General features: G+C 38.5%; 22 protein-coding genes and 2 tRNA genes. 14 read left to right on the top strand and 10 right to left on the bottom strand.

The annotated features are described in order from the left end of the window. Positions 1–365: 365 nt before the first annotated feature. The 6 genes from BM143_RS19740 to BM143_RS19715 form a co-directional block, all read right to left on the bottom strand. Positions 366–442 (bottom strand) — tRNA-Asn (locus BM143_RS19740). Positions 443–578: 136 nt separating this feature from the next. After that, complete coding sequence (locus BM143_RS19735) at positions 579–1,298, bottom strand: AAA family ATPase (protein WP_090026630.1); 720 nt, start codon at positions 1,296–1,298, stop codon at positions 579–581. A 136-nt stretch (positions 1,299–1,434) separates the two neighbouring features. Continuing rightward, a complete protein-coding gene (locus BM143_RS19730) occupies positions 1,435–4,605 on the bottom strand; it encodes a S41 family peptidase (protein WP_090026628.1) in 3,171 nt (1,056 codons plus the stop codon). A 118-nt stretch (positions 4,606–4,723) separates the two neighbouring features. Then, a tRNA-Asn gene (locus BM143_RS19725) sits at positions 4,724–4,800 on the bottom strand. 81 nt (positions 4,801–4,881) lie between these two features. Next, positions 4,882–6,363, bottom strand: a complete 1,482-nt coding sequence (gene rseP / locus BM143_RS19720; RefSeq protein WP_090026626.1) for an RIP metalloprotease RseP — start codon at positions 6,361–6,363, stop codon at positions 4,882–4,884. A gap of 103 nt (positions 6,364–6,466) precedes the next feature. Then, complete coding sequence (locus BM143_RS19715) at positions 6,467–6,907, bottom strand: DUF6646 family protein (protein WP_090026624.1); 441 nt, start codon at positions 6,905–6,907, stop codon at positions 6,467–6,469. 106 nt (positions 6,908–7,013) lie between these two features. Here BM143_RS19715 and BM143_RS19710 point away from each other — a divergent pair, with 106 nt between their 5' ends. After that, positions 7,014–7,766 (top strand): nitrilase-related carbon-nitrogen hydrolase, encoded by a 753-nt coding sequence (locus BM143_RS19710; RefSeq protein ID WP_090026622.1) that lies wholly within the window; start codon positions 7,014–7,016, stop codon positions 7,764–7,766. A gap of 54 nt (positions 7,767–7,820) precedes the next feature. Here the strand turns inward: BM143_RS19710 and BM143_RS19705 are convergent, their stop codons facing one another. The 4 genes from BM143_RS19705 to BM143_RS19690 all read right to left on the bottom strand — a co-directional run bounded on the left by BM143_RS19705 (position 7,821) and on the right by BM143_RS19690 (position 11,155). After that, entirely contained in the window at positions 7,821–8,120 is a 300-nt protein-coding gene (locus BM143_RS19705; protein WP_034726850.1) for a thioredoxin family protein, read from the bottom strand. A 61-nt stretch (positions 8,121–8,181) separates the two neighbouring features. Next, positions 8,182–8,559, bottom strand: a complete 378-nt coding sequence (locus tag BM143_RS19700) for a rhodanese-like domain-containing protein (protein WP_090026620.1) — start codon at positions 8,557–8,559, stop codon at positions 8,182–8,184. Between the two features lies 1 nt (position 8,560). Then, positions 8,561–9,970, bottom strand: a complete 1,410-nt coding sequence (locus BM143_RS19695) for an MBL fold metallo-hydrolase (RefSeq protein ID WP_090026618.1) — start codon at positions 9,968–9,970, stop codon at positions 8,561–8,563. A 114-nt stretch (positions 9,971–10,084) separates the two neighbouring features. Next, on the bottom strand, positions 10,085–11,155 hold the full coding sequence (locus BM143_RS19690; protein WP_139222078.1) for a hypothetical protein: 1,071 nt from the start codon (positions 11,153–11,155) through the stop codon (positions 10,085–10,087). 137 nt (positions 11,156–11,292) lie between these two features. Here BM143_RS19690 and BM143_RS19685 point away from each other — a divergent pair, with 137 nt between their 5' ends. The 13 genes from BM143_RS19685 to BM143_RS19620 all read left to right on the top strand — a co-directional run bounded on the left by BM143_RS19685 (position 11,293) and on the right by BM143_RS19620 (position 25,594). Continuing rightward, entirely contained in the window at positions 11,293–12,819 is a 1,527-nt protein-coding gene (locus tag BM143_RS19685; protein WP_090026614.1) for a helicase HerA-like domain-containing protein, read from the top strand. 396 nt (positions 12,820–13,215) lie between these two features. Further along, on the top strand, positions 13,216–14,439 hold the full coding sequence (locus BM143_RS19675; RefSeq protein WP_090026611.1) for a 3'-5' exonuclease: 1,224 nt from the start codon (positions 13,216–13,218) through the stop codon (positions 14,437–14,439). 66 nt (positions 14,440–14,505) lie between these two features. After that, the gene (locus tag BM143_RS19670) at positions 14,506–15,180 is read left to right on the top strand and encodes a hypothetical protein (protein WP_090026609.1); all 675 of its coding nucleotides are present in this window, start codon (positions 14,506–14,508) and stop codon (positions 15,178–15,180) included. 243 nt (positions 15,181–15,423) lie between these two features. Continuing rightward, positions 15,424–16,623 (top strand): diaminopimelate decarboxylase, encoded by a 1,200-nt coding sequence (gene lysA, locus BM143_RS19665; RefSeq protein WP_175548931.1) that lies wholly within the window; start codon positions 15,424–15,426, stop codon positions 16,621–16,623. A 667-nt stretch (positions 16,624–17,290) separates the two neighbouring features. Further along, positions 17,291–19,024 (top strand): thiamine pyrophosphate-dependent enzyme, encoded by a 1,734-nt coding sequence (locus BM143_RS19660; RefSeq protein ID WP_090026608.1) that lies wholly within the window; start codon positions 17,291–17,293, stop codon positions 19,022–19,024. Further along, entirely contained in the window at positions 19,024–20,268 is a 1,245-nt protein-coding gene (locus BM143_RS19655; RefSeq protein WP_090026605.1) for an MFS transporter, read from the top strand. The genes BM143_RS19660 and BM143_RS19655 overlap by 1 nt, the downstream gene beginning before the upstream one ends. A 107-nt stretch (positions 20,269–20,375) precedes the next feature. Next, positions 20,376–20,861, top strand: a complete 486-nt coding sequence (locus tag BM143_RS19650) for an energy transducer TonB (RefSeq protein ID WP_090026603.1) — start codon at positions 20,376–20,378, stop codon at positions 20,859–20,861. A gap of 9 nt (positions 20,862–20,870) precedes the next feature. Next, positions 20,871–21,278 carry an energy transducer TonB gene (locus BM143_RS19645; RefSeq protein WP_090026601.1) on the top strand — a complete coding sequence of 136 codons (408 nt, stop codon included), beginning with the start codon at positions 20,871–20,873 and terminating at the stop codon, positions 21,276–21,278. After that, positions 21,271–21,993, top strand: a complete 723-nt coding sequence (locus tag BM143_RS19640) for an energy transducer TonB (protein WP_167375319.1) — start codon at positions 21,271–21,273, stop codon at positions 21,991–21,993. The genes BM143_RS19645 and BM143_RS19640 overlap by 8 nt, the downstream gene beginning before the upstream one ends. Positions 21,994–22,042: 49 nt before the next feature. Further along, positions 22,043–22,735, top strand: coding sequence for a hypothetical protein (locus BM143_RS19635; RefSeq protein ID WP_139222077.1), 693 nt, complete (start codon positions 22,043–22,045; stop codon positions 22,733–22,735). Between the two features lie 131 nt (positions 22,736–22,866). After that, a complete protein-coding gene (gene miaB, locus BM143_RS19630) occupies positions 22,867–24,303 on the top strand; it encodes a tRNA (N6-isopentenyl adenosine(37)-C2)-methylthiotransferase MiaB (protein WP_090026690.1) in 1,437 nt (478 codons plus the stop codon). Between the two features lie 78 nt (positions 24,304–24,381). Continuing rightward, entirely contained in the window at positions 24,382–24,825 is a 444-nt protein-coding gene (locus BM143_RS19625; RefSeq protein ID WP_139222076.1) for a hypothetical protein, read from the top strand. Next, positions 24,797–25,594, top strand: a complete 798-nt coding sequence (locus BM143_RS19620; protein WP_090026593.1) for a tetratricopeptide repeat protein — start codon at positions 24,797–24,799, stop codon at positions 25,592–25,594. The genes BM143_RS19625 and BM143_RS19620 overlap by 29 nt, the downstream gene beginning before the upstream one ends. Positions 25,595–25,615: the final 21 nt, after the last annotated feature.

The following is a 25,615-nucleotide window of genomic DNA, read 5'->3' as shown; positions in this document are numbered from 1 at the left end:
AGCGAGAGCAGTAAATTTTCGTTTACGTTTCAATTTTTGAGACTCGTTAATGATAGATTAATCTCAAAACTTGGGAAGTAAAATAATTACAATCTGTTTAAAATTGACCTTAATTTCTTTAACCTCAATAAACTTTAGTTTATTTCTTAATTTAAACATTAAGGATTTAAGCAGTATGCTTATTGTTATGAATGAAGAAATCAATAAATTGATTTTTTTTAAGTTCTTTAAGCGCCCATCGTTTAAGATCTTAATTTCTTAATGTTTAAAAAAAACTGCTCCCTAAGTTTTGAAATTGATCCTTAATAATGACAGGTTATTTGAATTCAGGGCACAAAAAAAGACCTACATTTCTGTAAGTCTTTTGGCTCCTCCTGCTGGGCTCGAACCAGCGACCCTCTGATTAACAGTCAGATGCTCTAACCAACTGAGCTAAGGAGGAATTTTCCTCTGTTTAAGGTGCTGCAAATATAAAAGGAATATTAATATCAGGCAAATTTTATCCCCAATTTACCGTCAATTTTAACCAAAAATGTTGAATTTCAGATAGAAATATTTCAGTCTCTTTTTATTTAACTCTAATAATCTTCAAATAAATGCCGGAAATAGTGCTCCGGAGATTCTAAAAAATTCTTTGTTAGCTGATAGTGTTCGGTTTCTTTATAATTTGTCTGTTGAATTTTATCGTCCAATAAATAAATTTCAGCGCCGGGATAACACATCAGAATCGGTGAATGGGTTGAAATAATAAACTGAGCTTTTCCGGCTTTCTCCAGTTTGTGAATGATGGATAATAATGAAAGCTGTCTTTGGGGTGAAAGGGCAGACTCAGGCTCATCGAGAATATAAAGCCCATTCTGGAAGTGATTGTGGAATAATGACAGGAATGCCTCGCCATGGGACTGTTGGTGCAGGGATTTACCTCCGTATGCGTCCAGAACTCTTGCATCTTCCTTAGCGACTTCATCAATATAGGTGGCGAAGTTGAAAAAACTCTCGGCTCTCATGAAAAATCCCTGAGCGGTCTTGGTTTTCCAGGAAAGAGTAAGATAATCGGACAGTCCGGATTCGGTTTTGTGGAAATCATAACGATGATTCCGGCTGCCTCCCGCTGCATTAAAATCACACTTCTCTGCAATAGCCTCCAAAAGGGTAGATTTACCAATCCCGTTTTCTCCAACGAAAAAAGTGACATTGCTTTTAAGTTTCAGATCTAAACCGTTGCTCAGAAAAGGAAGATTAAAAGGATAATCTTTAGGATGTTCGTCTTTTAAATATATCCTGGACAGATAAGGCATGATGTTTATTTGATTAAATGATTTTTTATCATGCAAAATATATGCAAAAAAATAGAGGCTGTTCAAAAGACAGCCTCTATTTTTTTATAGAATCCCATTTACGGTCTGTGCAATCCACAACCTGATTCCTGGCTTTCTATTTCTTTAAGTCTTTCAGTATTTCCTGAACAGCCCGTTCCAGTTGAGGATCATTGTCTTTTTGGCGGTCTATGAAGGTGTTTTTAATGTAAATATCCGGTTTTACCCCTGTTTTTTCAAGATTCTGCCCATCAAGGGTGTAGGTTCCCCACGAAGGCAGTCTGTAATAAGAGCCATCCACCAGACTTTTTCCAGAAGTGAAGATGATCCATCGATAGGTGTCCTGGCCGATGATTTTCCCCAGTTTCAGTGCTTTAAAGCCGGCTGCAGTCAATTCAGCATCACTTAGTGAGGCTTCATTAATCAGAAGAACGATAGGTTTCCCGGAAGGAGCAAAGTTGGGTTGAGTCGTCATTTTTCCTTCACGGTATTTCCACTGCAAATAAGGCTTCTGAGCCAGGAAATTCAGTACTTTATCATGAACATTTCCGCCGGTGTTGTATCGTAGATCAAGGATGACGGCGTCTTTCCTGTTTTCCTGTTCTACCATATCCAGCAGGAAACGGTCCAGTTCGTCGGTGGACATGTTTTTCATGTAAGAATAAGCAATACGATTATCACTAAGCTTATTCACGCGTTGGCGGTTGTTGAATATCCAGTCATCATAAAGCAGTCCTTTTAGATCTGGATTGGCAATCGGGTGTACTTTTGTTGTTATATTTTTCCCGTTACGGCTGAAAGTAAGAATCAGCTCATCCTGCTTTTTCGGACTTGTAAAATAGGATTCGCGGTTTTCGCTGGCATCAACATTTTTTCCGTTCACGGCAATAAGCTGATCTCCGGGCTTAATATCAACATCCGTGCGGAATGCCGGGGATTTTCGCACAATGCTTTCTACGGTATAAGGCTGATCTGTTTTAAATACAATTCCGGCTTCGTTTGTAAAATAGTTCAGATATCTGGTTTCCTCTTTTCCGGATGAAGAAAAACCGGTGTGTGAAGAATTAAGTTCACCCAAAAGATCATTTAATAGAATTCGCAGATCGTTTCGGTTGTTTACATATGGTAGATATTTGGCGTACTGTTCCTTTTTTGCTTTCCAGTTGATGCCGTGAAAGTTTTCATCATAAAAATTTTCTTCAACACCTGTCCAGGCTTCATCATACATCTGAGTGAATTCGGAAGCCAGATCCTTATCAAAAGTATATTGAATATTAATTTTTTCCGGCTTTAATGCGTCCAGGGTCATTTTGTAAATATTCCCTTCTATTAAGGCGAAAAGATTTTTTTCAATTCTGGTAATATTGGAAGCCTCTTTATCGAAGACTTTTTCAGATTTTGCAGGCTCAAAATCAGTAAAAACCTTTTTGAACAGCTGCTTTTTCCCATTATCCTGATTAGAATTAAACAATAAAATCTCTTTCTTGTCATCAGCAAAAACTATAGGATCGTCCTGATATCCGTATCTGTCGGTCACCAATTCTATCCTTTCCAGTGTGTTTTCCGGATTTACTTTGAGCTCCTTTATAACGGGTTCTTTGTCTTTCTTCTTGTCTTTGTCTTCGTCTTTTTTCTCTTTGGTGTCCTTTGTTGTTTTGGGGGATTCTTTATCTTTTTTCTCTTCAACAAAAAGTTTGTCGAATTTTTCAGATTTATAAGGTTCATCAAACCAGTCCAGAGCCATGCGGTAAATATTGGATTTTTGCATGCCTAAAGGATAGGACGGATTGGTTCTGTCGCTGCTGAAATAAATGTATTTACCATTAGGAGACCAGAACGGATCTTCCTCTGAAACGCCTGTATTGGTAAGGTTTATGGTTTGGTTCTTTTTGATGTTGTAAATGAAAATATCCAGCTCGAAATTCCTTTTTGCGGAGAATAATACATATTCGCTGTTAGGAGAAAAAGAAGGTCTTGAATTTTGGAAAGCCCAGATTTCATCTTTTACAATCGTGGTAGACTTGAAGTTTTTCAGATCCATTATTCTTACTTCATCACGGCCGCTTAGATAAACCGCCTTTGTAAGATCATGATTAAGGGTAATACTGCGATTGTTGCGTAAATCTTGGGTCAATTGTTTAGGTTGGCCCTTTCCGTCTGCGGTAATACTGAACCAGTTCTGATAACCCTTGTCGGTTTGGCTAAAAAGTAAGGTGCGATTGTCTTTCAGCCATTTTACTTCCATGACACGTTCCTTTCCATTGGAAATTTGCTGGGTGAATTTTCCTTCAATATCAGATACAAACAAGACGCCGCGGCTTACAAAAGCCATCTTTTTACCGTCCGGTGAAACATTATAATAGGAAATATTGTTTTCCACGCTGAAATTTTGTTCTTTTTCCAGTGTTTTATTGGTGTTCAGGCTGACGTTCAGGGCCTTTGTGCTTTTTGTCGGAACATCATAAATATAGAGTTGATAGTCCTTTTCAAAGATGACTTTGGATCCGTTTGCGGAAACAAAAGGTTTTTTGATAGAGGTGTCAAATTGAGTCAGCGGTGTCTTTTTGCCGTTTTCAATTTGATAAAGGTTGTATTCGTTATTATTCTCATCAGAGATAAAATAAATGACGCCATTTTTATCGACAGTTGGATTGAAATCTTTTCCTTCGTAATTCGTGTATTGTTTGAAAGCGCTGCTCTGTGGATTGTATCCTAAAATATCAGGGTTGTTTTCGCCTTTATAACGCTTACGGTGCGTCTGATTGGCGGCTTCCGAAGAGCTTGTGAAAAGATATTCTCCCGAAGGAGTTTCGGCGAGTCCACTGGTGTTATTAAAGTAATTGTTAAAAAGTTTTTGTGGAGTTTTTCCCTCAATGGTCGTTTTAAAACTTCCAAAATTATTATTTCTGTTTGAAGTAAAATAAAGCGTTTTGCTGTCCCATCCCCAGTTTTCTATTTCATCCTTTCCGGTATGGAAGGTGAGTTGTTTGATGGTGCCGCCTTCTACAGGCATTATATAAACATCATAATTACCATACTGATTGGAGCTGAACGCCAGCCATTTTCCGTCGGGAGAGATACGAGGGTTAATTTCTTCTCCTTCCAAAGCTGTAATTCTGGATGCGTTTCCTCCATTAGAATCTGCTTTCCAAATGTCTCCGTCATAAGCGAAATAAGCAGTTTTTCCGTCAGGGCTAAGTGAAGGACTTGATAAAAAGTAAGATTTTTCCTGCGCTGAAATCTGAATGATAGAAAACGCTGTTAATAATGAAATATAAAGTTTTTTCATGAAGCAATTTGATATTTATACCCTATTGTACTATTAATTTAATGCTAAGATATAATTGATTTATCAAATCTGAAAAGTTTAAAGCAAAAAAAAAGACCTACATTTCTGTAAGTCTTTTTGGCTCCTCCTGCTGGGCTCGAACCAGCGACCCTCTGATTAACAGTCAGATGCTCTAACCAACTGAGCTAAGGAGGAATGTCCTTTGTTTTAAGTGGTGCAAATATAGGACGAATATTTATACCTTACAAATATTTTTTAGAAAAAATTTCAAAAAAATTATAAACTGCCGGTCACTGCTTTGAAAATGTCGCTTCCGAAGATCAGTAACATCAATCCTAACAGGAAGATAACCCCGATCATTTGTGCGTTTTCCAGGACTTTCTGAGGAACAGGTTTCCCCGTAATCACTTCCCATAGCGTAAATAATACGTGACCACCGTCAAGACCCGGGATAGGAATCAGGTTAAGGAATGCCAACCATACAGAGAACATCGCTGTAAAACTCCAGAACATACTCCAGTTCACTGATACCGATCCGTCTTTCGACTTCTCAACCGGCATATTCTTGATGATCGCTAGCGGACCTCCCACTTTCTTATATCCCTGAACTTTTTTGTTGAATACCAGTTTAAACTGCTTCACCTGATACGTTAAGCTTTCAATACTTCTCGTAAATCCTCTTCCGATAGACTGCACGAAAGTGAAATGCTGTGTATTGGCATATTTTTGAAGTTGCTTATAAGAAGCAATCCCTAAAGTACCTTCCTTAGAAACCTCAAGGCTTAAAGGCTGCACTGCGTCAGCTCTTATTACCTCCATATTGATAGTCTTTCCGGCATTTTTTACAACAACACCCTGCAGCTCGTCATAATAACTGATTTTCTGACCGTTTACCGAAGCCACCTGATCTCCTATTTTTAAACCTGCCTCAGCCGTTTTAGGATTCACGATGGTGTCAATTATTGGTGCATATCTTGGTGTAAGGAATGCTCTTGGGTTTTCATCTTTGAAAGCCAGTGCTTTTCCGTCGTCATTTGTGTTAAAAGTAACATCCTGACCTTTTCTTAAAACCGTTACCTGGTCACTTAATAAAATATCTAAAGACAGCTTATCCAGGTTGTTCTGAACTTTTCCGTCTACTTTTAAGATTTTATCACCATCCTCAAAGCCCATTGCTTTTGCAATACTGGTATAATGCATCGGTGCCTCCACTCTTGTCGTATCAAAAGATGTTTCCCCGTTGAAATACGAAAGACATCCGAAAATAATCCACGCCAGAAAAAAGTTAACCGTAACTCCTCCAAGCATAATGATCAGTCTCTGCCAGGCCGGTTTTGATCTGAATTCCCATGGTTCTGCAGGTTTTTTCATCTGCTCGGTGTCCATACTTTCGTCAATCATTCCGGCGATTTTTACGTAACCACCGAAAGGAAGCCATCCGATTCCGTATTTCGTCTGTTCCGGATGTTTTCTCCAGTCGTTGTCAGGAAGTTTTGATATATCGATAGGAACTTCTTTCTCTTTTCCGTCTACCACGATAGTTTCTGTATCCGGAAGGTTTTTGGAAAGAAATTTATACTGCCATTTTCCGTTGATCTTCTTCATTGAAAAGATCGAAATCCATGGATCGAAAAACAGGAAGAATTTCTCAGCTCTGGTCTTAAACCATTTTGCCGGTAAAAAGTGTCCAAGCTCATGAAGAACCACTAAAATAGAAATACTTAGTATGAACTGGAAAATCTTGATTGCTAATTCCATTAATAAATTTTAGATTTTAATTTGCAAAGGTAACAATTATCAAAACTATGCCAAATAAAAAAGCCCCTCTAAATGAGAAGCTTTGTCATATATTTAGCGGATATTACAGATTGAAAGAAACACCGATACTGCCGTTGTTGCCTACTTCTGCAAAAACACCCACTTTCTCTGTGAAAAAGTAACGGGCTCCAATGTGCGCTCCGATTCCAAAATCTCTACCCAGCACTCCTACGTCTACACCGGGATAGATGTCCCATTTGGACGGCAAATCAAGCGCTTCCTGAAGGTGGAAATTCAGTCTTCCGAATACAAAAACACGGTTGTCTTTGTCATTATCTTTATAGTCGCCAAAATACGCATTAAGACCGGCACCTACCGATATAAGCTTGTTAAGCCCATAGTCATAAGTTCCCGTAACTCCCGTTCCATAACCCCATGCACTCAGTCCCAGCTGAATTTTCTGGTCACCTTTTCCTGTATAAGCCTGAGCGTTGGCTGCTGTTCCGAAAAAAGCGATCATCAACACAAAAAACAATTTCTTCATAAACTTTACTTTTTATTAAATGATAATAATGAAAAATATCCTCATCAAAAATAGAACCGAAATCATTGGAAAATCGTATTTTTATTGAAGTTATTTAACAAAGTTTATGAGAATAGCAGGACTTAATTTAGATATTGTCTGGAAAAACAAAGACAAAAATTTTCAACTAATCGAAGAACACTTTAAAGAGGTGGAGGCTGATATTTTCCTGCTTCCTGAAATGTTCTCTACCGGTTTTTGTATGGATGCGGCTGAAGTTTCGGACAGAAATGAAGAATCTCTGGAGTTTCTGAAGAAAATGGCTAAAGAAAAAAATGCAGCCTTCTGTGGGAGTGCTCCTGTAGAGCAAGGTGGACATTTTTACAACAGAATGTACTTTGTGCAACCTGATTCTGAAAGTTTTTTCTATGATAAAAGACACCTGTTTTCATTTTCAGGAGAAGATAAAGTGTATAGTCCGGGATATAAGAGAGAAATTGTGAATTATAAAGGATTCAGGATATTGTTGCAGGTATGCTATGATCTTCGTTTCCCTGTTTTTGCAAGGAATAATGACGATTATGATGCCATCCTGTATATTGCCAACTGGCCTGAAAAAAGAGTAGGAGCCTGGGAGCATCTTTTAAAAGCAAGAGCTATAGAAAACCTGTCTTTTGTTTTTGGTTTAAATAGAATTGGAACGGACGGTAATAATCTTTTTTACCAGGAAAGCTCACACTGTTTTTTTGCCGATGGAACGGAAATTTCTCAAAAGAACGGAAATATCATCTCTGCAGAGCTGAATATGGATGAATTAAAAGATTTCAGGCAACATTTCCAGTTTCTGAACGACAGAGATCGATTTTCACTTGAATTATAAATTAAGGCTGAGGTTTAGACTTTAATATGAGCCTAAACCTTAGCCTCAGTCTAATTAAGCATATTGTTTAAGCAGTTCCGTAAGTGAATTCACATCATGGACACCGCTTTCTTTCCATAAGAGTTCGCCATTTTTGAAGACGGCAAGGGTAGGAACACCTCTCACTCCGTACTGAGCTGCCAAAGCCGGATATTGGTCTACATCTACTTTGATGATTCTGGCTCCTTCGCCTATATTTTCCTTTACAGTATTTAAAACTGATGATTGTACTTTACATGGCTGACACCACGTGGCAAAAAAATCAATAAGTACCGGTCTTTCCGAATTGATGATTTCCTGAAATTTTTGTGACATAGTTATGGTTTTTTTGTAAACCATCAGGCTTCATAAGATCAATCCTGATGGTTGTTATATTTTATTTTCCGGAAGCTGTTTCATCCTGAATAGCTTTTACATTTTTCCAGCTGGTGCCGTCGTAAGCTTCCACGCTGTTTTTCTTTAAGATTTCCATTGCCTGGTCAGCCTGGATTCCTTTATTGCAGAAAACAACTACCTTTTTGCCTTTTAACGAACCGATATTGTTCTGTATTTCAGCTAAAGGAATGTTGACAGCACCTTTCGCGGTTCCTGCTTCATACTGTTCCTGAATTCTTACATCGACCAGTGTGACATCAGAACTGTTAACTATTTGTTTGATGTCTGCTTTTGGATAGCCAGCTGTAGCCGTTGTTTTACAGGCTGTTAACACTAAAGCGCAAGTCAGAATATATCCGAAGATCCTTCCTTTCAGCATACTATAATGTTTTGGACTGACAAACAAAATCTGTAGTCGGTAATTTTTCTGTTTTTTTGATGCCGTTGAAGCCTCCTTCTATTTCAGTAAAATTCCTGATTCCGTGTGCGTTAAGGATGCTTGCTGCGATCATGCTTCTGTATCCTCCGGCACAGTGCAGGAAGAAATGTTCAGAATCATCAATGGTTTTTACCCAGTCGCTGATGGTGTCCAATGGCTTGTTGAATGCATTGTCAACATGTTCAGCAGAATATTCAGTCAGTTTTCTTACATCGATTACTTTAGCGTTTTCTGTAAACTGTTCTGCGAATTCAGCAGGAGTTATCCTTTTAATTTCATCAGTTTCTTTTCCTGTAGATTTCCATGATGCAAAGCTTCCGTCCAAATATCCTACCACATTGTCGAATCCGACTCTGCTTAATCGGGTAATCACTTCTTCTTCAGTTCCTTCATCAGCAACAAGAAGAATAGGGTGTTTCACATCTACGATCATATTTCCAACCCATGGCGCGAAATCTCCTTTCAAACCTATGTTGACAGAATTAGGAATAAATCCTTTGTGGAATTCTGCCGGGCTTCTTGTATCTAAAATCAAGGCACCGGTTTCTTCTGCAAAATCTTCGAAATCTTCGGCAGCAATAGGGCTTAATCCTTTAGTCATCACCACATCAAGGCTTTCGTATCCGCCTTTGTTCATCGCTACATTCATTCCGAAATATTTCGGTGGAGCGGTAAGGCCGTCAAGAACTTCTCTGATAAATGATTCTTTATCCGGCTGGTTAAGCGCATAATTGGTCTTTTTCTGATTTCCCAGAATGTCCACGGTTTCTTTCTGCATATTTTTTCCACATGCTGAACCGGCACCGTGCGCAGGGTAAACCGTAATGCTGTCATCCAATGGAAGAATTTTGGTATGAAGACTGTCATACAGAATTCCTGCAAGATCTTCTTGGGTAAGACTGGTTGCTTTTTGCGCAAGATCTGGTCTTCCGACATCTCCTAAAAACAGAGTGTCACCAGTAAAAATAGCGGTTTCGGTTCCGTTTTCATCTATTAAAAGGTAAGTGGTGCTCTCCATCGTATGTCCGGGAGTATGCAGTACTTTGATTTTTATGTTTCCGATCTCAAAGATCTGGTTGTCTTCAGCGATGATAGCCTCAAATGCAGGCTGTGCGGTAGGTCCGTAAACAATAGGAGCTCCTGTTTTTTTACTCAGATCCAAATGTCCTGAAACGAAATCAGCGTGGAAATGGGTCTCAAAAATATATTTTAAAGTTACATGGTCTTTATCAAGGCGATCCAGATAAGGTTTAACCTCTCTCAAAGGATCAATAATCACAGCTTCATTTTCTGATACAATATAATATGCTCCCTGGGCAAGGCATCCTGTATATATTTGTTCAACTTTCATCTTATTTATAAACAATTTTGTTATTGATATTAATCTACAAAAATCGGGTTTTATTTTTAAAACGGGTCATTATAGAGAAACTATAACGATAGAATAAATCTATATACCCTTTATTTATTCTAATTTATAAAATATTTTATACAAAATCTGATTGGTGTCTTCCGAAATGTTTTTATCTATCCTGAACTGGATGTAATCGTCTTTTCTGGCTGCTCCCTGTTCATAATTAATCAGTCTGTTGTATTTTTCGTAAATGTGATCTTTGATTTTTCCGTTGTCGGCTATTCGGATCATTTCATCAAAATATTTTTTAGTATCCCGGTCCATAGTCCAGTCTTTTTCATGTTTTTTATAAAACTCTATCATTTTTTCAATGGCAAATACCTCAGAATCAATATTCATATCATTGAAACCTGTGAGCAGCTCTTTCTTTTCCAAATGAGTTCCCAGCCATTCAATTTTTGCCTGTGCAGCGGTGATTGTAGAATTAATCATCATAGAATCTCTTTTGACCACAGGAGATAGAACGATGTCGGGAGTTTTGCTTATCGGAAGAGGTCTTTTAGACGCAATATTCAGCAGTCCGAAATAGTTTTCGGTTTTGTCTTTTAATTCCGCGATCTGATCTGAGGTCATATCATCACTGGATATTCTGATCTTAAAGCCCCAGCCTCCACATTCGTAGATTGCGAGAAGAGACTTTTTGTCTGTGTATTTTACCCCTTTAAAAAAATCAGGCTGCCCCATGGAATGATCAAAAATGGAATATATATAGTTGACTTTCAGATGCTCATTGGAAGCACTTCCGAATGAAGGTTTGAGATCGGTACCTTTGTTGGAATTCTGGTTAAGAGCATACTCGTAGGTAGAAAATTCATCTCTTAACAGCTGATTGTCAATTTCTTTTTTAGGATAAATGTAGAGCGTAAGTGTTGTTTTATTTTTTTTCGTTGTTTGCTGAACGTAGCCTACTGCCAAATGATTGTTTTTAAGATCATAAGAGTAGATCGCCTCCCGCTGAAACCCTGACCATAACGCCGGGAATATAGTGGAAGTTGATTCATGGGTATAATCTCCCTTTGCCGATAACTTTGCCGGCTGTGCCCTTTGTTGGGAGAAAACAGTTGCGAATACAAGGGAAAAAATAATCAGTAAATTTTTCCTGAACATAATGGGATGCTGCATATGAAATGAGTTGTACTTTCTTGTACTAAATTAAGTATTATTTGTACAAGTTAAAACTAAATTTAATCATGTAATATGACTTTAATACCCGAATATTTTGCAAAAACTTTTATATTTATAAGTTAAAAAAAGATCAGATGGCAGACAAAACACAATTTATTGAAGAACTGAATTCAAGATATACTTCAAAAGGAGAGCACATTATATTAGGAAAAGGAATGCTGGACGGGGAAGTTGTCCCGGAAGTCAACGTAACGATTCCTTTGAAAACAATCAACCGACATGGACTTATTGCAGGCGCTACAGGAACAGGTAAGACGAAAACGCTGCAGGTTTTTGCTGAACAGCTTTCTCACGCCGGAATTCCTTCTTTGGTTTTAGATATTAAAGGAGACTTTTCAGGAATTGCAGAAGCGGGACAGATGAATCCTATCATTGAAGAAAGGTATGCTAAAACGCAGCTTCCCTACAATCCACAAACCTTCCCGGTAGAGCTGATGAGTATTTCCGGAGGAAAAGGAGTTAAGCTAAGGGCGACTGTGACGGAATTCGGACCTGTTTTATTAAGCAAAATTCTTGAACTGAATGATACTCAACAAAGTATCATGTCTATTGTTTTCAAATATTGTGATGATAAAGGTCTTCCATTAATTGATTTAAATGATTTAAAAAAAGTTCTGCAGTACGTAACAGACAATGCACAGGGAAAAGCTGAACTGGCGGCCAACTACGGATCCATTGCTTCGGCTTCTTTGGGTACGATTCTAAGATCTATTGTTGCGCTTGAGCAGCAGGGAGCTTCTGATTTCTTCGGTGAATTAAGCTTTGATGTTCATGACCTTCTTGAAACCAGAGATGGAAAAGGAGTCGTAAACATTTTAAGAGTAGCCGAGATTCAGAGTAAGCCACAGTTGTTTTCTACATTTATGCTGTCGCTTTTTGCCGAAATTTATATGACTTTCCCTGAAGAAGGAGACAGCGGAAAACCAAAATTAGTTCTTTTCATAGACGAAGCCCACCTGATTTTTGATGAAGCTTCAAAAGCACTGCTTTCACAAATTGAGACGATGGTAAAACTGATCCGTTCCAAAGGAGTGGGGATTTATTTTATCACACAGATTCCGGGCGATGTTCCTGAAAATGTTTTGTCTCAGCTGGGACTGAAGATTCAGCATGCTTTGAGAGGATTTACCGCAAAAGATAAAAAAGAAATTACGAAAGCTGTTGAAAACTATCCGACAACGGAGTTTTATAATGCATCAAGCCTGATCCAGAATCTGGGGATCGGAGAAGCATTTGTGACCGCTTTGGATGAAAAAGGGATTCCTACACCGCTTGTTCACACCTATCTGATCTCTCCGGAATCGAGAATGGATGTTTTAAGTGATGCGGAAATTTCGGAATTAACAGGGAATTCTGCTTTGGTTGCTAAATACGAACAGCCTGTTGATAAGGAATCAGCATATGAAATATTAACGAACAGAATGGAGCAGGCAGCCCAAAATCCTGCACCTACCCAAAAGACAAAGCCGGTGAAAGAAGAGCCGGGAATGTTTGAACAGGTGCTTCAAAGTAAAGCCGGAAGAACTTTTACCAGCACTTTGATGCGTGAAGGGGCAAAAGCCATCCTGGGAATGTTCGGATTGGGAGGAAGAAAGAGATAAGGTTTTAAAATTAATTCTATAAAAAAATAATCCTGCTAAGAGAAGAGTATCAGCTTTTTATTGGATCGGGCAAGCCGTTTTGAAGCTGGCAATGGACAGTATCAATGCCCGTTTTACTTTTTTTGACATAATTTTTGTTATTTTAGCAGGACTGCCTTTACTGGTGGATAAAAAATGGCTGTATCAGTTATTGGGCGGAATAATTTTCGTTGATCAGTCTGTGTGTACGTTCTACGGTGTTCTTGTGAATATCAAAGACAGGCAGCAGATACAATTGCAGCTGACAGGGACAGATGGCATGGGTTATGTACTAAGGCTCATAAGTTTATGTTCCGGGCTGATGATGACGGGAATTATTAATATTAATCAAAAAAATAGCAGTATAACTACAATTCAATGTATTCGATTATAGATATAGAAAGTAATGGTGCAGGTTATAGAAATGAATGCATTATAGATATAGCCATCTACAGGTATGATGGCCAGAAAATTACTGACCAGTTTATATCTCTCGTAAATCCTGAAAGTGATATTACCCCTTTTGTGCAGAAACTGACAAGTATTACGCCCAAAATGGTCAAAACCGCTCCTAAATTTCATGAAATAGCCAAAAGAGTCATTGAAATCACTCAGAATACCATCCTCGTAGGGCACAATATTGATTTTGATTACAGAATGCTGCGCCAGTCTTTCAAAAGGCTGGGTTATGATTTTCAGACCAATACTTTAGATACCATTCCTTTAGCGAAGAAAATGATCCCGGATGAGGTAAGTTATTCATTGGGGAAATTGGTAAAATCGCTTGGAATTCCGTTAACGAATCATCACAGGGCAGATGGTGACGCAAGAGCAACATTGGAACTGTTCAAACTGCTGATCTCAAAAGATACAGAAAATGAAATCATCCAGAAGCAGCATGATGAAACCAATGCCAAGACCTACATTAATAAAATCAAAATCCTGACTCAGGATCTTCCGAATGAAAAAGGTTTTGTCTACTTCCAGAATGAAGCGGGGAAGATCATTTTATCGGATTACGTTCAGGATATCAATAAATTTTCAAAGAAAGTATTTAATTCCAAATCCAAGAGGTGGGAAGAGATTCAGAGAGAGGTTGAGCAGATCAATTATGAGCTTACAGGTTCAGATATTATTGCCAAGCTGATCCTGAATTCCAAAAATATCAAGAAAAAAGAAGCGTTTCAGTTCGGGTTGTATTTCAAAAACAATAAATACATTGTTGAAAAAAATAAACTTAATAAAGCCGAAAAGCCTATCCTTAAATTCAAATCATTTACTCAGGGCACAAAAGCAGTTCAGTTTATCAGTTTGCACGAAGAATTTAATGATGTCAATGTTTTCATGAAAAAGATTGATTTCAGAAAGAGAAATGAATTGTGGCTGGGACAGGGAAAAAAATTAGGAGAAAAAATGTTCCTGATCATTGGAAACGGAAAAGTCATGTCTTATGGTTTTTACGACCTGTTTACGCAGATTCAAACCATGAGCAAGCTTGCGAAGCTGAAAATTGATCTTCCGTTACCTTCTACGGATCTTCATAATGATCTTCAGCTGGCATTGCTCAGAGGAGATTTTGAGACCTTACCACTGCCTAAATAAAATTGACCCATTAAGTCCTGATTTTTATTATCTTCAAGCTTCGTTCAATATTAAAATCGCAAAGCTATGATCAGTAAAAAATTATGGGGAACTTTGGTCTTAAGTATTCTAACCTTTGCTTTATCCAAAGCGCAAAATTTATCGTTGAAAACAACGGATGTGCTTCCTTCTCAGGTAAGTGTGAAAGAAGGGAAGTACAAAAATAAAAATGCTTTGGTTATTGAAATTCAGGGAGAAGTCACCAATGAAAAGACATTGGCTGTGCTGAAAAATACAGATTTTCACAATGGCATTATCGAAGCTACGATTTCCGGACAAACCAATTCGACCGCCAGTGAAACGGCCCGTGGCTTTGTAGGAATTGCTTTCCGGGTGACCGATGATATTTCTAAAATGGAAGTTTTCTATTTGCGGCCAACGAACGGACGAGCCAATGATCAGGTGCGCAGAAACCATTCTACTCAATATATTTCCTGGCCAGGCTATCCCTGGGAAAAATTACGAAAAGAAACCCCGGAGAAATATGAAGCCTATGCCGATATGGTGCCCGCCGAATGGATTAAAGTGAAAATAGAAGTAAAGGATGAAACTGCAAAACTTTTTGTGAATGGCGCCTCTCAACCTACTTTAATTGTCAATGATCTGAAACAGGGAGCAAGTCAGCGCGGAAAGGTCGGACTTTGGATTGGTCCGGGTACGCTTGGGCATTTCACAGACCTCAAAATTACCAAACACGATTGATCCATAAGGCCTTCAAAAAGAAGATGTTTTGAAATCAATTCTCCTGAAATAAAAAATAAATAGTATTTTTGCAAAAAATAAATAGAAGCAATGCAACATTTTAAACAAATTAAAACTGGAAAAAAGGGAACTGTAAAGTTCTCTAAGGTTTGGAATATTTAAAAGACTTGTCTTGCATAAAAATAATCAATGTGGCAGGTTCTTTATCTAAGAATCTGCCTTTTTTTATGTTAAAATAAAATTATGAATTCAAAAGAATTATTAAAGATTGCCAATGATTTTGGCACCCCGGTGTATGTTTATGATGCTGAATCCATCAAAGTTCAATACGAGAAACTTACATCCTCTTTTTTAAAACACACAAAGTTTTTCTATGCGGCAAAGGCGTTGACGAACATCAACATTTTAAAGTACGTCAAGAACTTGGGTGCTTCTTTGGATTGTGTATCTATTAATGAAGTCAGACTAGGACTAAAGGTAGGATTTCCGAAAGAGAAAATCCTGTTTACTCCCAACTGTGTAGACCTGGCTGAAATAGAAGAAGCAATGGCTTTCGGAGTTCATATTAACATAGATAATATCTCTATTCTTGAGCAGTTCGGGAATAAATACGGAAATACGTATCCTATCCTTGTAAGAATCAATCCGCATATTTTCGCGGGCGGAAACTATAAAATTTCAACGGGACATATCGACAGCAAGTTCGGGATCTCTATCCACCAGGTTCGTCATATCGAAAGAGTGATGAAAAGTACCAACCTTAATGTGGAAGGTCTTCACATGCACACAGGAAGCGAGATCAAAGATCCGGACGTTTTCCTTCAGGCACTGGATATCATGCTGGAACTTTCCGAGCATTTCCCTAATCTTAAATATCTGGATATGGGAAGCGGTTTCAAAATTCCTTATCAGGATAGCGAAGAAGAAACAGACGTGAGAACATTAGGTAAGAAGGTGGAAAAAGTAATATCCGATTTCACAAAATCTACAGGAAGAAAATTCGAACTTTGGTTTGAACCGGGAAAATTCTTGGTAGGAAAAAGCGGATATCTTTTAGTAAAAGCTAATGTCATTAAGCAAACGACAGCTACTGTATTTGTAGGGGTAAATTCAGGATTTAATCACCTGATCCGTCCGATGTTCTACGACTCTTATCACAAGATCGAAAACCTTTCTAATCCAAAAGGAGCGGAAAGAATTTATACGGTAGTAGGAAACATCTGTGAAACCGATACATTTGCCTGGGACAGAAAACTGAATGAGGTAAGAGAAGGAGATATTCTGGCTTTCCATAATGCAGGGGCTTACGGTTTTGAAATGAGTTCAAACTTCAATTCAAGATTAAAGCCGGCTGAGGTTCTGTTCTTAGACGGGAAAGCACTCCTGATCCGTAAGAGAGATGAATTTGAAGATTTATTAAGAAATCAGATAGAAGTAATTTAATATCAACTATAAATAACAAAGACTCCGCAGATTAATGCGGAGTTTTTTGTTTTAGAAGTTAGAATCAAGAAAAAAGAAGAGATCAATTCCAAAGCTTCGGGGCTAGATAAAAAGTGGATCAGTCTCAAAACTTAAGATGCGGATAAGGTTTTTTTATTACGCAAAGAAATTGATTAATCTATTGATAAAGGGGAGCAAAGGCGGAATCAATGAAATTGATTCGATTAAGCAGACGCTATCCGGCAGCTTCATCATTGACGGAGTCGAACTCTTTGCCTCCTCTAATTCAAAAGCATTTTTCATAGAACTTTGCGTGAAAAAAAATTCATTTCTTCCCTAAGTTTTGAAACTAAGCCCAAACAAGAGCAGAGAATCTAAACATAAAACAATAACTCATTAGCTTGATTGCGATTAACCAGCAACCAACAACTGACAACTGACAACCGATTCACCCGAAACTCTCACCCTGTATCTCGTAACTTTCTTTCAGTCTCCGAATTTTAATTTCTCTTAAACCTGTTGAAATTTTAATACTATAGAAACCTCAGAATTGTAATTTATTAGCTAAATTTGAGAGAGGGAAGGATTTTTTAATGCTTACAAGGCCTGCCCATCTATACTTTCTTCAGTATTCTATAACTAAAATAACCACCAAAAAATAGTAATTATGGCTAAAAACATAGCAGAGCAGATTGTTGAAATGCTCGAAAATGCCAATGTGAAAAGAATTTATGCAGTAACCGGCGACAGTCTTAATCATCTTAATATTGCCGTTAAAAAAAGCAGCATCGAATGGATCCATGTAAGACATGAAGAAGTAGGTGCCTATGCCGCCGCCGCAGAAGCTGAGCTCGATGGCTTTGCGGTATGTGCAGGAAGCTGTGGCCCGGGACACGTTCATTTGATCAATGGAGTCTATGAAGCGCACAAATCTCATGTTCCGATGCTTGTTATTGCATCCACGATTCCCAGTGACGAAATGGGGATGGATTATTTCCAGGAAACCAATACCATAAAGCTATTTGATGACTGCAGCCATTACAATCAGATGATCACCAGACCTGAACAGGTACAGAGAACATTGCAGACAGCCATCCAACACGCGATTTCAAAAAAAGGAGTAGCCGTGATTGGACTTCCTGGAGACGTGTCAGAGCTTGATGCCGAAGAGGGATCTACTTCTACCCAGATATTTAAGACAAACCCTGTGATCAGGCCTTCAGACGACGAATTGAAACGTCTGGCAGCTTTGATTAATGAAAGCAAAAAAGTGACGCTGTATTGCGGAATCGGGGCAGGAGAAGCCAATGCTGAGGTAGTAGAGTTGTCAAAATTTTTAAAAGCTCCGGTAGGATATTCTTTCCGTGGGAAAATGGCTATTCAGCCGAATAATCCCAATGAAGTCGGACTTACTGGCCTTCTGGGATTTCCATCCGCTTATCATGCCATGCACGAGGCCGATCTTCTGATCATGCTGGGAACCGATTTCCCCTATCAGAAATTCATGCCGGTAAAAAATAAAATTGTTCAGATCGACGAAAGCCCTGAAAGACTGGGAAGAAGAGCGAAGCTGGAGCTTGGCTTGGCAGGGGATGTCAAAGAAACCATCAAAGCTTTGCTACCGTTACTTGAAGAAAAAACAGATGTCCACTTTCTGAATGAGCAGCTGGCATTTTATGAAAAAGTAAAAGAAAGTCAGCTCACCTACGTGAAGGATTCCGGAAAGGAAGATGCTATTCAGCCTGAATATGTAGCACATACTTTGGATCAGTTGGCTAAGAAGGACGCTATTTTTACCGTAGATACTGGAATGTGCTGTGTGTGGGGTGCCAGATTTATTACAGGAACCGGCGAAAGAAAAATGCTGGGATCTTTCAATCACGGATCGATGGCCAATGCTATGCCGATGGCTATAGGAGCTTCTTTAGCTCATCCGGGCAGAGAAGTAATTGCCCTGTGCGGAGATGGCGGATTGTCTATGCTTCTCGGAGATATGGCAACGATATTTCAATATAAACTTCCGGTCAAATTAATTGTTTTCAATAACAGAACCCTCGGAATGGTAAAACTGGAAATGGAAGTAGGCGGAATGCCGGATAATGAAACGGATATGATCAACCCGGATTTTGCCATGGTCGCACAGGCGATGGGCTATCCCGGAAAAAATGTTCACAAGCCGGAAGAAGTGGAAGACGCGATAAAAGAATGTCTGGCTTATAACGGACCATACCTTCTCAACATCTTTACGAATCCGAATGCACTTGCTCTTCCTCCGAAAATAGATTTCGATCAGGTGCTGGGGATGACGAAATCTATGGCTCAGCTCATGTTGGGTGGAAAAATGGAAGAAGTTCTGGATACGGTTAAAACGAATTACAAACATATTAAAGGACTGCTGTAATGAGTGCTTCCTTAAAAAGATTTTATATTATCGCCTGGGTATTCGGGCTGGTGTTTTACTTTCTGGATTATGTAGTCCGTTCGGCACCGGCAGTAATGATCCCGGAATTGGTCAGCAATTTCAGTACAACAGAACTGAAACTGGTCAGCCTGATCGGAACCTATTATTATACGTATTCCACCTGTAGCCTGATTGCGGGAATAGCTCTGGATAAATTCGGAGGGAAAAGGTCTCTTTTTGCAGGAGCTTTAATTCTGGGAATCGGCTGTCTGCTTTTTCTCGCGTCTGCCTATTCCGGTGGTGTAGCGGGAAGGCTGCTTCAGGGAGCGGGATGTGCTTTTGCGTTTCCGGGATGTGTCTATCTGGCAAGCAAAGGATTTTCTTCAAAATCCCTGGCAACGGCCGTTGGATTTACACAATGCATCGGAATGCTGGGCGGAACTGCCGGACAGTTTGTGGTAGGACCATGGGTTGAGGAAGGGATTAATATTGATACTTTCTGGCTTTGGTCCGGGATTATTACCGTAATTACAGCATTCTGTCTGTTTCTGGTCATTCCCGGCGAAAAACAATCTGAGGTACAGTCTGGAGAAGAAGTTAAAAAAGTAGGATATCTAGAACCGTATAAGATCGTTTTTAAAAACCCGCAATCCTGGCTGTGCGGCATTATTTCGGGACTTCTGTTTGCACCAACTACGATATTTGCCATGACCTGGGGCGTTGCATTCTTCGAAAAAGACAAAGGATTTGTATTTCATGATGCTGCTATAACGAGTGCTATGGTGGCTTTTGGCTGGGTATTCGGATGTCCGCTTTTAGGATTTATTACAGATAAAATAGGAAGAAGAAAACCCGTTCTGATGGGCGGGGCAATTCTGATGATTTTAAGCTTTCTGCAACTGATCTACTTTCCTGAGCTTTATCCTGCGAAGATCAGTATGTTTATTTTCGGGCTTGGTTCCGGAGCTGCAATGATTCCATATTCTATCATTAAAGAAGCGAATCCGGATTATGTGAAAGGAAGTGCTACAGGTGCTATTAATTTTATTACTTTCGGAGTAACTACCTTGGTGAGTCCGCTATTCAGTATATGGTTCGGGAAAAGTCTGGAAACTTCATCTGGAGAAATGCATTTTCAATATTCCATATTATTTTGGATCGCAGGAATTGTGCTGGCGGTTTTGATTTCATTTATGTTAAAAGAAACGGGAAGCAAAGCACAGACGCAAGCTTTGAATGCTTAAAAGAAATTTAAATAATTTATCAACTTCAGGTGAAAGCCTGAAGTTTTTCTTTTTAGTAAAGCATTTAAATAATTAACTTTGTATTAATAATCAATGAATACGGATCTATGAAAGCTTTTACATTATTTATAGCACTCCTTGTTGCCAATTTTACATGGGCTCAACAGGACGTTGAAGACAGAGACGATAATCCGATCACGGAGATCAATAAAAACTTATTGAAGATAGATATTAAGGAGCCTCTTTTACAGGTTGCGATTAAAAACTGTAACGATTTTAAACCTGCAGCATTTGAAGGCGGTGTTACGGTTTACAAAGAAACACTGCGAAAATTCATGTATGATTATCTGAATTCAGATTTTTACGTTCTGAACGGAGATTTTACATTCACTCTTACCGTAGATCAGACCGGAAAAGTAACCAATATCGAAGGAAGCCCTAAAGTTTCCAACAGTGCTTACTTTTTTGATGATATGAAATATGTGGTAAGACGTATCAAAAAAAGCTGGGTTCCTGCTTCATGCAACGGACAACCCGTTTCTTCACAAATCAAACTTAAAATGAGTTTCTCCTCTATAGCCACAGATCTCTAAACTCATTCTATGAAAAAATACCTTTTATTAGTGCCTTTATTGTTCATTGCAATTAATGGCTTCTCTCAACAGGCGACACAAACTGAAGTAACTTATACTCAGAAAGCAGAATTTCCGGGTGGTGATGAAGCTTTCCGTAAGCAGTTCATGGATATGCTTTATGCGTATGTAGATACCCAGAGCTATGCGATTAACGGGAAAGTTATTTTTTTAATCAATATCGCTCCGGATGGTAAAATGAATCGCCTGGATGTTCTTCCCAAAATTAAAAACAGTGAAATGTTTATAGATGATGTGAAGTATGCAATGAAAAAGATCAAAGGAAAATGGAAGCCGGCCATGAAAGAAAATACACCTGTAGATTCTAAAATTACGGTGAAGGTTAATTTCAGTACCCATGGTTATGATCATGATTAGAATACTGTTTTTATTGCTGACCGTGTTTTCTCTGAAAGTTTCAGGACAGGAAGCGCCAGTAGATTATCCAAAAGGGATGGATTCCTACGATGGTGGAGAAGTACAGTTTTATCGTGACTTTCACCAAATACTTATAGATAAAAGATTGAAACCTTGCAAAGACAAGAATGAGTTGTATAATCTTAAGTTAGTTGTATACGAAGATGCCTCTGTAAAATATGGTATAGATAATTCATCAGCCGCATCCAACAATAAATGTGCTTTCGAATTGGGAATAAAAGTTCTGGAGTACATGAACAAATGGAAACCTGCAGTTATTAATGGAATAAAAAAACCGGCAGTAACAAGTTTTCTTATTTCACCTGATATTATGTTCAATAGATATAAAGATGGATATACTACACAGGACATTGCAACAATCCTGGAAATGCCAGGAGGGATGAGCCGTTTTAGAGCAGAAGTGGCAAGGCAGATTGATATCAGTGATTTTGTGTGGAACAAGCCTTTTAAGCTCGTGGTAACTTTTGTCGTTAGCAATGAAGGGAAAATGGAGAATGTACAACTGAAAGAATCTTCAGGAAATTCTGAATTCGACCAAAGGATACTGGATGGTATTAAAAGAATGCGAAAGAAAAAGTGGACTCCTGCAAAAAGAAACGGAGAGCCTGTAGAGTCCTTTTATACACTTCCATTAAACTTTAATCCGCCAAGGTAGAAATAAGTTTGTCGTCTCTGTTCAGTATAATCCAAATATCAAAATCATGATGAAAAAATTATTTAAGATCATTTTTTTTCTATTCATATCTGTTTTCGTCAAAGCGCAAACCTTTGACCTTCTGCCTGAAAACACGAACCCCTATGAAGGCGGCCCCGTTCAATTTTATAAAGATTTGAACGATATTCTGATTAAAAATAATTTTAAGCCATGTAATAATAAGCCATCTGAAATGTTTTTGGCTGCCATAGAAATTGTAAATGGTGAAGCAAAAGTTGTAAATAAAAAGTTCAATGAAGATTGTGTTACAGAACTTTTTTTGAAAGCTTTTCAAGAAGTGAATAAATTGAAAAAATGGAGTGATAATTCGGGAAAACAAAAGAAATTTTCGATCCTGTTTTATCCAATAGATTATTTTGCAAATTTTAAAGAAGGCTATACTACGGAAGGATTAAAAAAAGAAGCTCAATTTCCTGGTGGGATAGAGGCGTTTAAAAGTAAGCTAAGTAACAACGTAAAAAAGCAAAAAATCAAAAATGCCAACGGATTGAAGGTGAATATTAGATTTAAGGTAAATCAGGAAGGCATTCTCAATAATATATATGTTGAATCTGGCGATCTGGATTCATTAGACAAAGAAAAAATTGTAGAAGCGGTAGAAAAAATTGATAAAAAATGGAGCCCGGAAACATTCAGAGGCCAGCCACTAATTTCAACTTATCAACTGTCGTTAAGTCTTTAATTTTCTCAAAATAATCTCCTGCCATTCTGTCACAATATTTTGTATCTTTGCAGACTAATCTGTTTAGGAGTGAAAATTCATGAATCAAGACTGAACTTTACCTCTTAAACATTGAACTTAAATTGATCATTGTGCAGGAAAAATATATAGACGAAACAAAACAGGGAGAAGCTTTTGCTATCGCTGAACGTCCTGAGAATTCTAAAAAGCTCTTTCTGGAAAGCTACGGCTGCCAGATGAATTTTTCTGATTCTGAGATTGTTGCATCTATTCTTAATGAGCAGGGGTACAATACCACGCTGAAAGTAGAAGAAGCAGACCTTATCCTTTTAAATACCTGTTCTATCCGTGAAAAAGCGGAGCAGACCGTAAGAATGCGCCTTGCCCAGTTCAAAAGACTGAAGAAAGAAAAACCAAGCATGACGGTTGGGGTTTTAGGGTGCATGGCAGAACGACTGAAAACCAAATTCTTAGAAGAAGAACAGCTGGTAGATCTTGTTGTAGGCCCTGATGCGTACAGAGACCTTCCGAACCTGCTTAAGGAAACGGAAGACGGAAGAGATGCCATCAACGTAATCCTTTCCAAAGAAGAAACGTATGCAGATATCAACCCGGTCCGTTTAGGCGGAAACGGCGTTACGGCATTTGTAACCATCACCAGAGGCTGCGATAATATGTGCACGTTCTGTGTGGTTCCGTTTACCAGAGGAAGAGAAAGAAGCCGTGATCCGCACTCTATCATTGAAGAATGTAAAAATCTTTTAGATAACGGATATAAAGAAATTACCCTTTTGGGCCAGAATGTAGACTCTTACTTATGGTACGGAGGAGGTCCAAAGAAAGACTTCGTTAAAGCTTCTGAAATGCAGAAAGCTACAGCGGTTAATTTTGCACAGCTGCTTGATTTAGTGGCTAAAGCCGTTCCGGAAATGAGAGTGAGATTCTCTACTTCCAACCCTCAGGATATGAGTCTGGATGTATTCAGAATGATTGCAAAACACGACAACATCTGTAACTACGTTCACCTTCCTGTACAGAGCGGAAGCAACAATATGCTTCTTGCCATGAACAGACAGCATACCCGTGAGGAATATTTAGATTTAATCAGAAAAGCAAAGGAGATCGTTCCAGATATTGCTTTTTCCCAGGATATGATCATTGGTTTCTGTAATGAAACGGAAGAAGATCACCAGGATACACTAAGCCTGATGAAGGAAGTGGAATATGACTACGGTTATATGTTCGCTTATTCAGAAAGACCGGGAACGCCTGCGCATAAAAAGATGGAAGATAATATTCCATTTGAAGTGAAGCAGAGACGTCTGAATGAAGTGATCGAGCTTCAACGTGAGTTATCCAGAAAAAGAATGGAGACTTACGTAGGAAGAACACACCAGATTCTGATCGAAGGGACGTCCAGAAAAAATGAAAACCAGTGGAAAGGAAGAAACTCTCAGAACGCGGTTTGTGTATTTGATGTGCTGGAAGGACAGAAAATAGGTGACATTGTGAACGTTTTTGTCTATGACAATACACAGGGCACACTTTTAGGGAGAACAGCAGAATAATTTGAGATCTTGATCAGGGCGGTTTGTTTTTTTGCATTATTTTCTTTTGTGCTGATGTCATGTCAGACCGAAAAAAGCATGAGCAAATATCCTTTAACCGTTGGAGATATCGAATTTGATGAAAAACTGGATGATCCTGCATTTAAAAGATGCACCACGGAAAAGCTGGTCAATCTTCAGTATTATCAGGGATCAAAAGAGTTTGACTATAAAGGAGAGAAAATCGCCATTATAGAAAAACTTGAAAAAGAAAAAATATCTTCCGAAACTAAAACGAACGGGTACATTACCGTAAGATTTTTAGTAAATTGTGAAGGAAAAACAGGACTGTTCAGAGTTCAGCAAATGAATGCAGAGCTAAAGGAAACAGTTTTAGATAAAGAACTGGGAGACCGTTTGCTGAGGTTTACAAAATCTCTGGACGGCTGGATCCCGAAAGAGATAAAAGGTTTTAAAGTAGGCTATTATCAGTATTTAACCTATAAAATTGAAAATGGAAAAGTTTCAGAGGTATTACCTTAGCTTTTTGATGCTTATCGTTTACACCAATACTATTGCGCAGGTCAACTGTAACGCAGTAGAGGGTGAGAACTGCAAAAAAGCTTGTGAGTTATACAACTGGGCTTCGGACAGACAGGGCAGCAGGGAATCTCAGGAAGCTTTTGATAAAGCCATCGGATTGTGCCCCGATTTCTCTAATTCCTATATGGAAAAAGCCGTTCCATATCTTAAGAACGGAGATTTTGTAACCTGGAAAGTCCTTATTGATAAGGCGGTTGCCGTAGATCCTAAAATGCATCTGGGCTACAGAGGCTGGTGTAAATTCCAGTTTCTGCGCGATTACAACGGAGCTGTTCAGGATTTAGAAGCATTAAAAAAATACTATCCTGAAGACTTAGGAAGATCTTTAAACGGAGATTATCACCTGGAAGTGGTGAAAGCCATGGCTTACAGTGCTTTGGGGCAGAAAGAAAAATCGGCAGCCATCATTGAAAAAGCTTTATTGTCAAAAGGCTATTTCAAAGGGATGTATGACCATTACCAGCTGGGAGTGACCTATTTCGAGCTGGGCAGATACGACAAAGCTTCAGAAAATTTCGAAAAACAGAGCAAAGAATACGACTTTGCGGAGAATATATATTTTAAAAGTAAAGTTTCTAAGATCAGAAACAAAGATTATTTGGATTTAAAAACCTTAGCATTAAGGACTTATGATGAGGGCAAGACCATGAAAGATGTCTACACTCATCACTTTAACAAAGTCTACAGGAAACAGATTGAGGCCCTGTAGATTATTATTAAATCAATAATC

Origin of the sequence: Chryseobacterium oleae, from assembly GCF_900115055.1 — a bacterium.
In the GTDB taxonomy this organism is placed as follows: Bacteria; Bacteroidota; Bacteroidia; order Flavobacteriales; family Weeksellaceae; genus Chryseobacterium; species Chryseobacterium oleae.
The sequence above is the reverse complement of the archived record's forward strand: the minus strand, read 5'-3'. Positions and strand labels throughout refer to the sequence as shown.

Bases quoted from the DNA above. Each gene is read 5' to 3' on its own strand.
- BM143_RS19735 (WP_090026630.1), bottom strand. From the start codon at position 1,298: ATGCCTTATCTGTCCAGGATATATTTAAAAGACGAACATCCTAAAGAT.
- BM143_RS19730 (WP_090026628.1), bottom strand. From the start codon at position 4,605: ATGAAAAAACTTTATATTTCATTATTAACAGCGTTTTCTATCATTCAG.
- rseP (WP_090026626.1), bottom strand. From the start codon at position 6,363: ATGGAATTAGCAATCAAGATTTTCCAGTTCATACTAAGTATTTCTATT.
- BM143_RS19715 (WP_090026624.1), bottom strand. From the start codon at position 6,907: ATGAAGAAATTGTTTTTTGTGTTGATGATCGCTTTTTTCGGAACAGCA.
- BM143_RS19710 (WP_090026622.1), top strand. From the start codon at position 7,014: ATGAGAATAGCAGGACTTAATTTAGATATTGTCTGGAAAAACAAAGAC.
- BM143_RS19705 (WP_034726850.1), bottom strand. From the start codon at position 8,120: ATGTCACAAAAATTTCAGGAAATCATCAATTCGGAAAGACCGGTACTT.
- BM143_RS19700 (WP_090026620.1), bottom strand. From the start codon at position 8,559: ATGCTGAAAGGAAGGATCTTCGGATATATTCTGACTTGCGCTTTAGTG.
- BM143_RS19695 (WP_090026618.1), bottom strand. From the start codon at position 9,970: ATGAAAGTTGAACAAATATATACAGGATGCCTTGCCCAGGGAGCATAT.
- BM143_RS19690 (WP_139222078.1), bottom strand. From the start codon at position 11,155: ATGCAGCATCCCATTATGTTCAGGAAAAATTTACTGATTATTTTTTCC.
- BM143_RS19685 (WP_090026614.1), top strand. From the start codon at position 11,293: ATGGCAGACAAAACACAATTTATTGAAGAACTGAATTCAAGATATACT.
- BM143_RS19675 (WP_090026611.1), top strand. From the start codon at position 13,216: ATGTATTCGATTATAGATATAGAAAGTAATGGTGCAGGTTATAGAAAT.
- BM143_RS19670 (WP_090026609.1), top strand. From the start codon at position 14,506: ATGATCAGTAAAAAATTATGGGGAACTTTGGTCTTAAGTATTCTAACC.
- lysA (WP_175548931.1), top strand. From the start codon at position 15,424: ATGAATTCAAAAGAATTATTAAAGATTGCCAATGATTTTGGCACCCCG.
- BM143_RS19660 (WP_090026608.1), top strand. From the start codon at position 17,291: ATGGCTAAAAACATAGCAGAGCAGATTGTTGAAATGCTCGAAAATGCC.
- BM143_RS19655 (WP_090026605.1), top strand. From the start codon at position 19,024: ATGAGTGCTTCCTTAAAAAGATTTTATATTATCGCCTGGGTATTCGGG.
- BM143_RS19650 (WP_090026603.1), top strand. From the start codon at position 20,376: ATGAAAGCTTTTACATTATTTATAGCACTCCTTGTTGCCAATTTTACA.
- BM143_RS19645 (WP_090026601.1), top strand. From the start codon at position 20,871: ATGAAAAAATACCTTTTATTAGTGCCTTTATTGTTCATTGCAATTAAT.
- BM143_RS19640 (WP_167375319.1), top strand. From the start codon at position 21,271: ATGATTAGAATACTGTTTTTATTGCTGACCGTGTTTTCTCTGAAAGTT.
- BM143_RS19635 (WP_139222077.1), top strand. From the start codon at position 22,043: ATGAAAAAATTATTTAAGATCATTTTTTTTCTATTCATATCTGTTTTC.
- BM143_RS19625 (WP_139222076.1), top strand. From the start codon at position 24,382: ATGAGCAAATATCCTTTAACCGTTGGAGATATCGAATTTGATGAAAAA.
- BM143_RS19620 (WP_090026593.1), top strand. From the start codon at position 24,797: ATGGAAAAGTTTCAGAGGTATTACCTTAGCTTTTTGATGCTTATCGTT.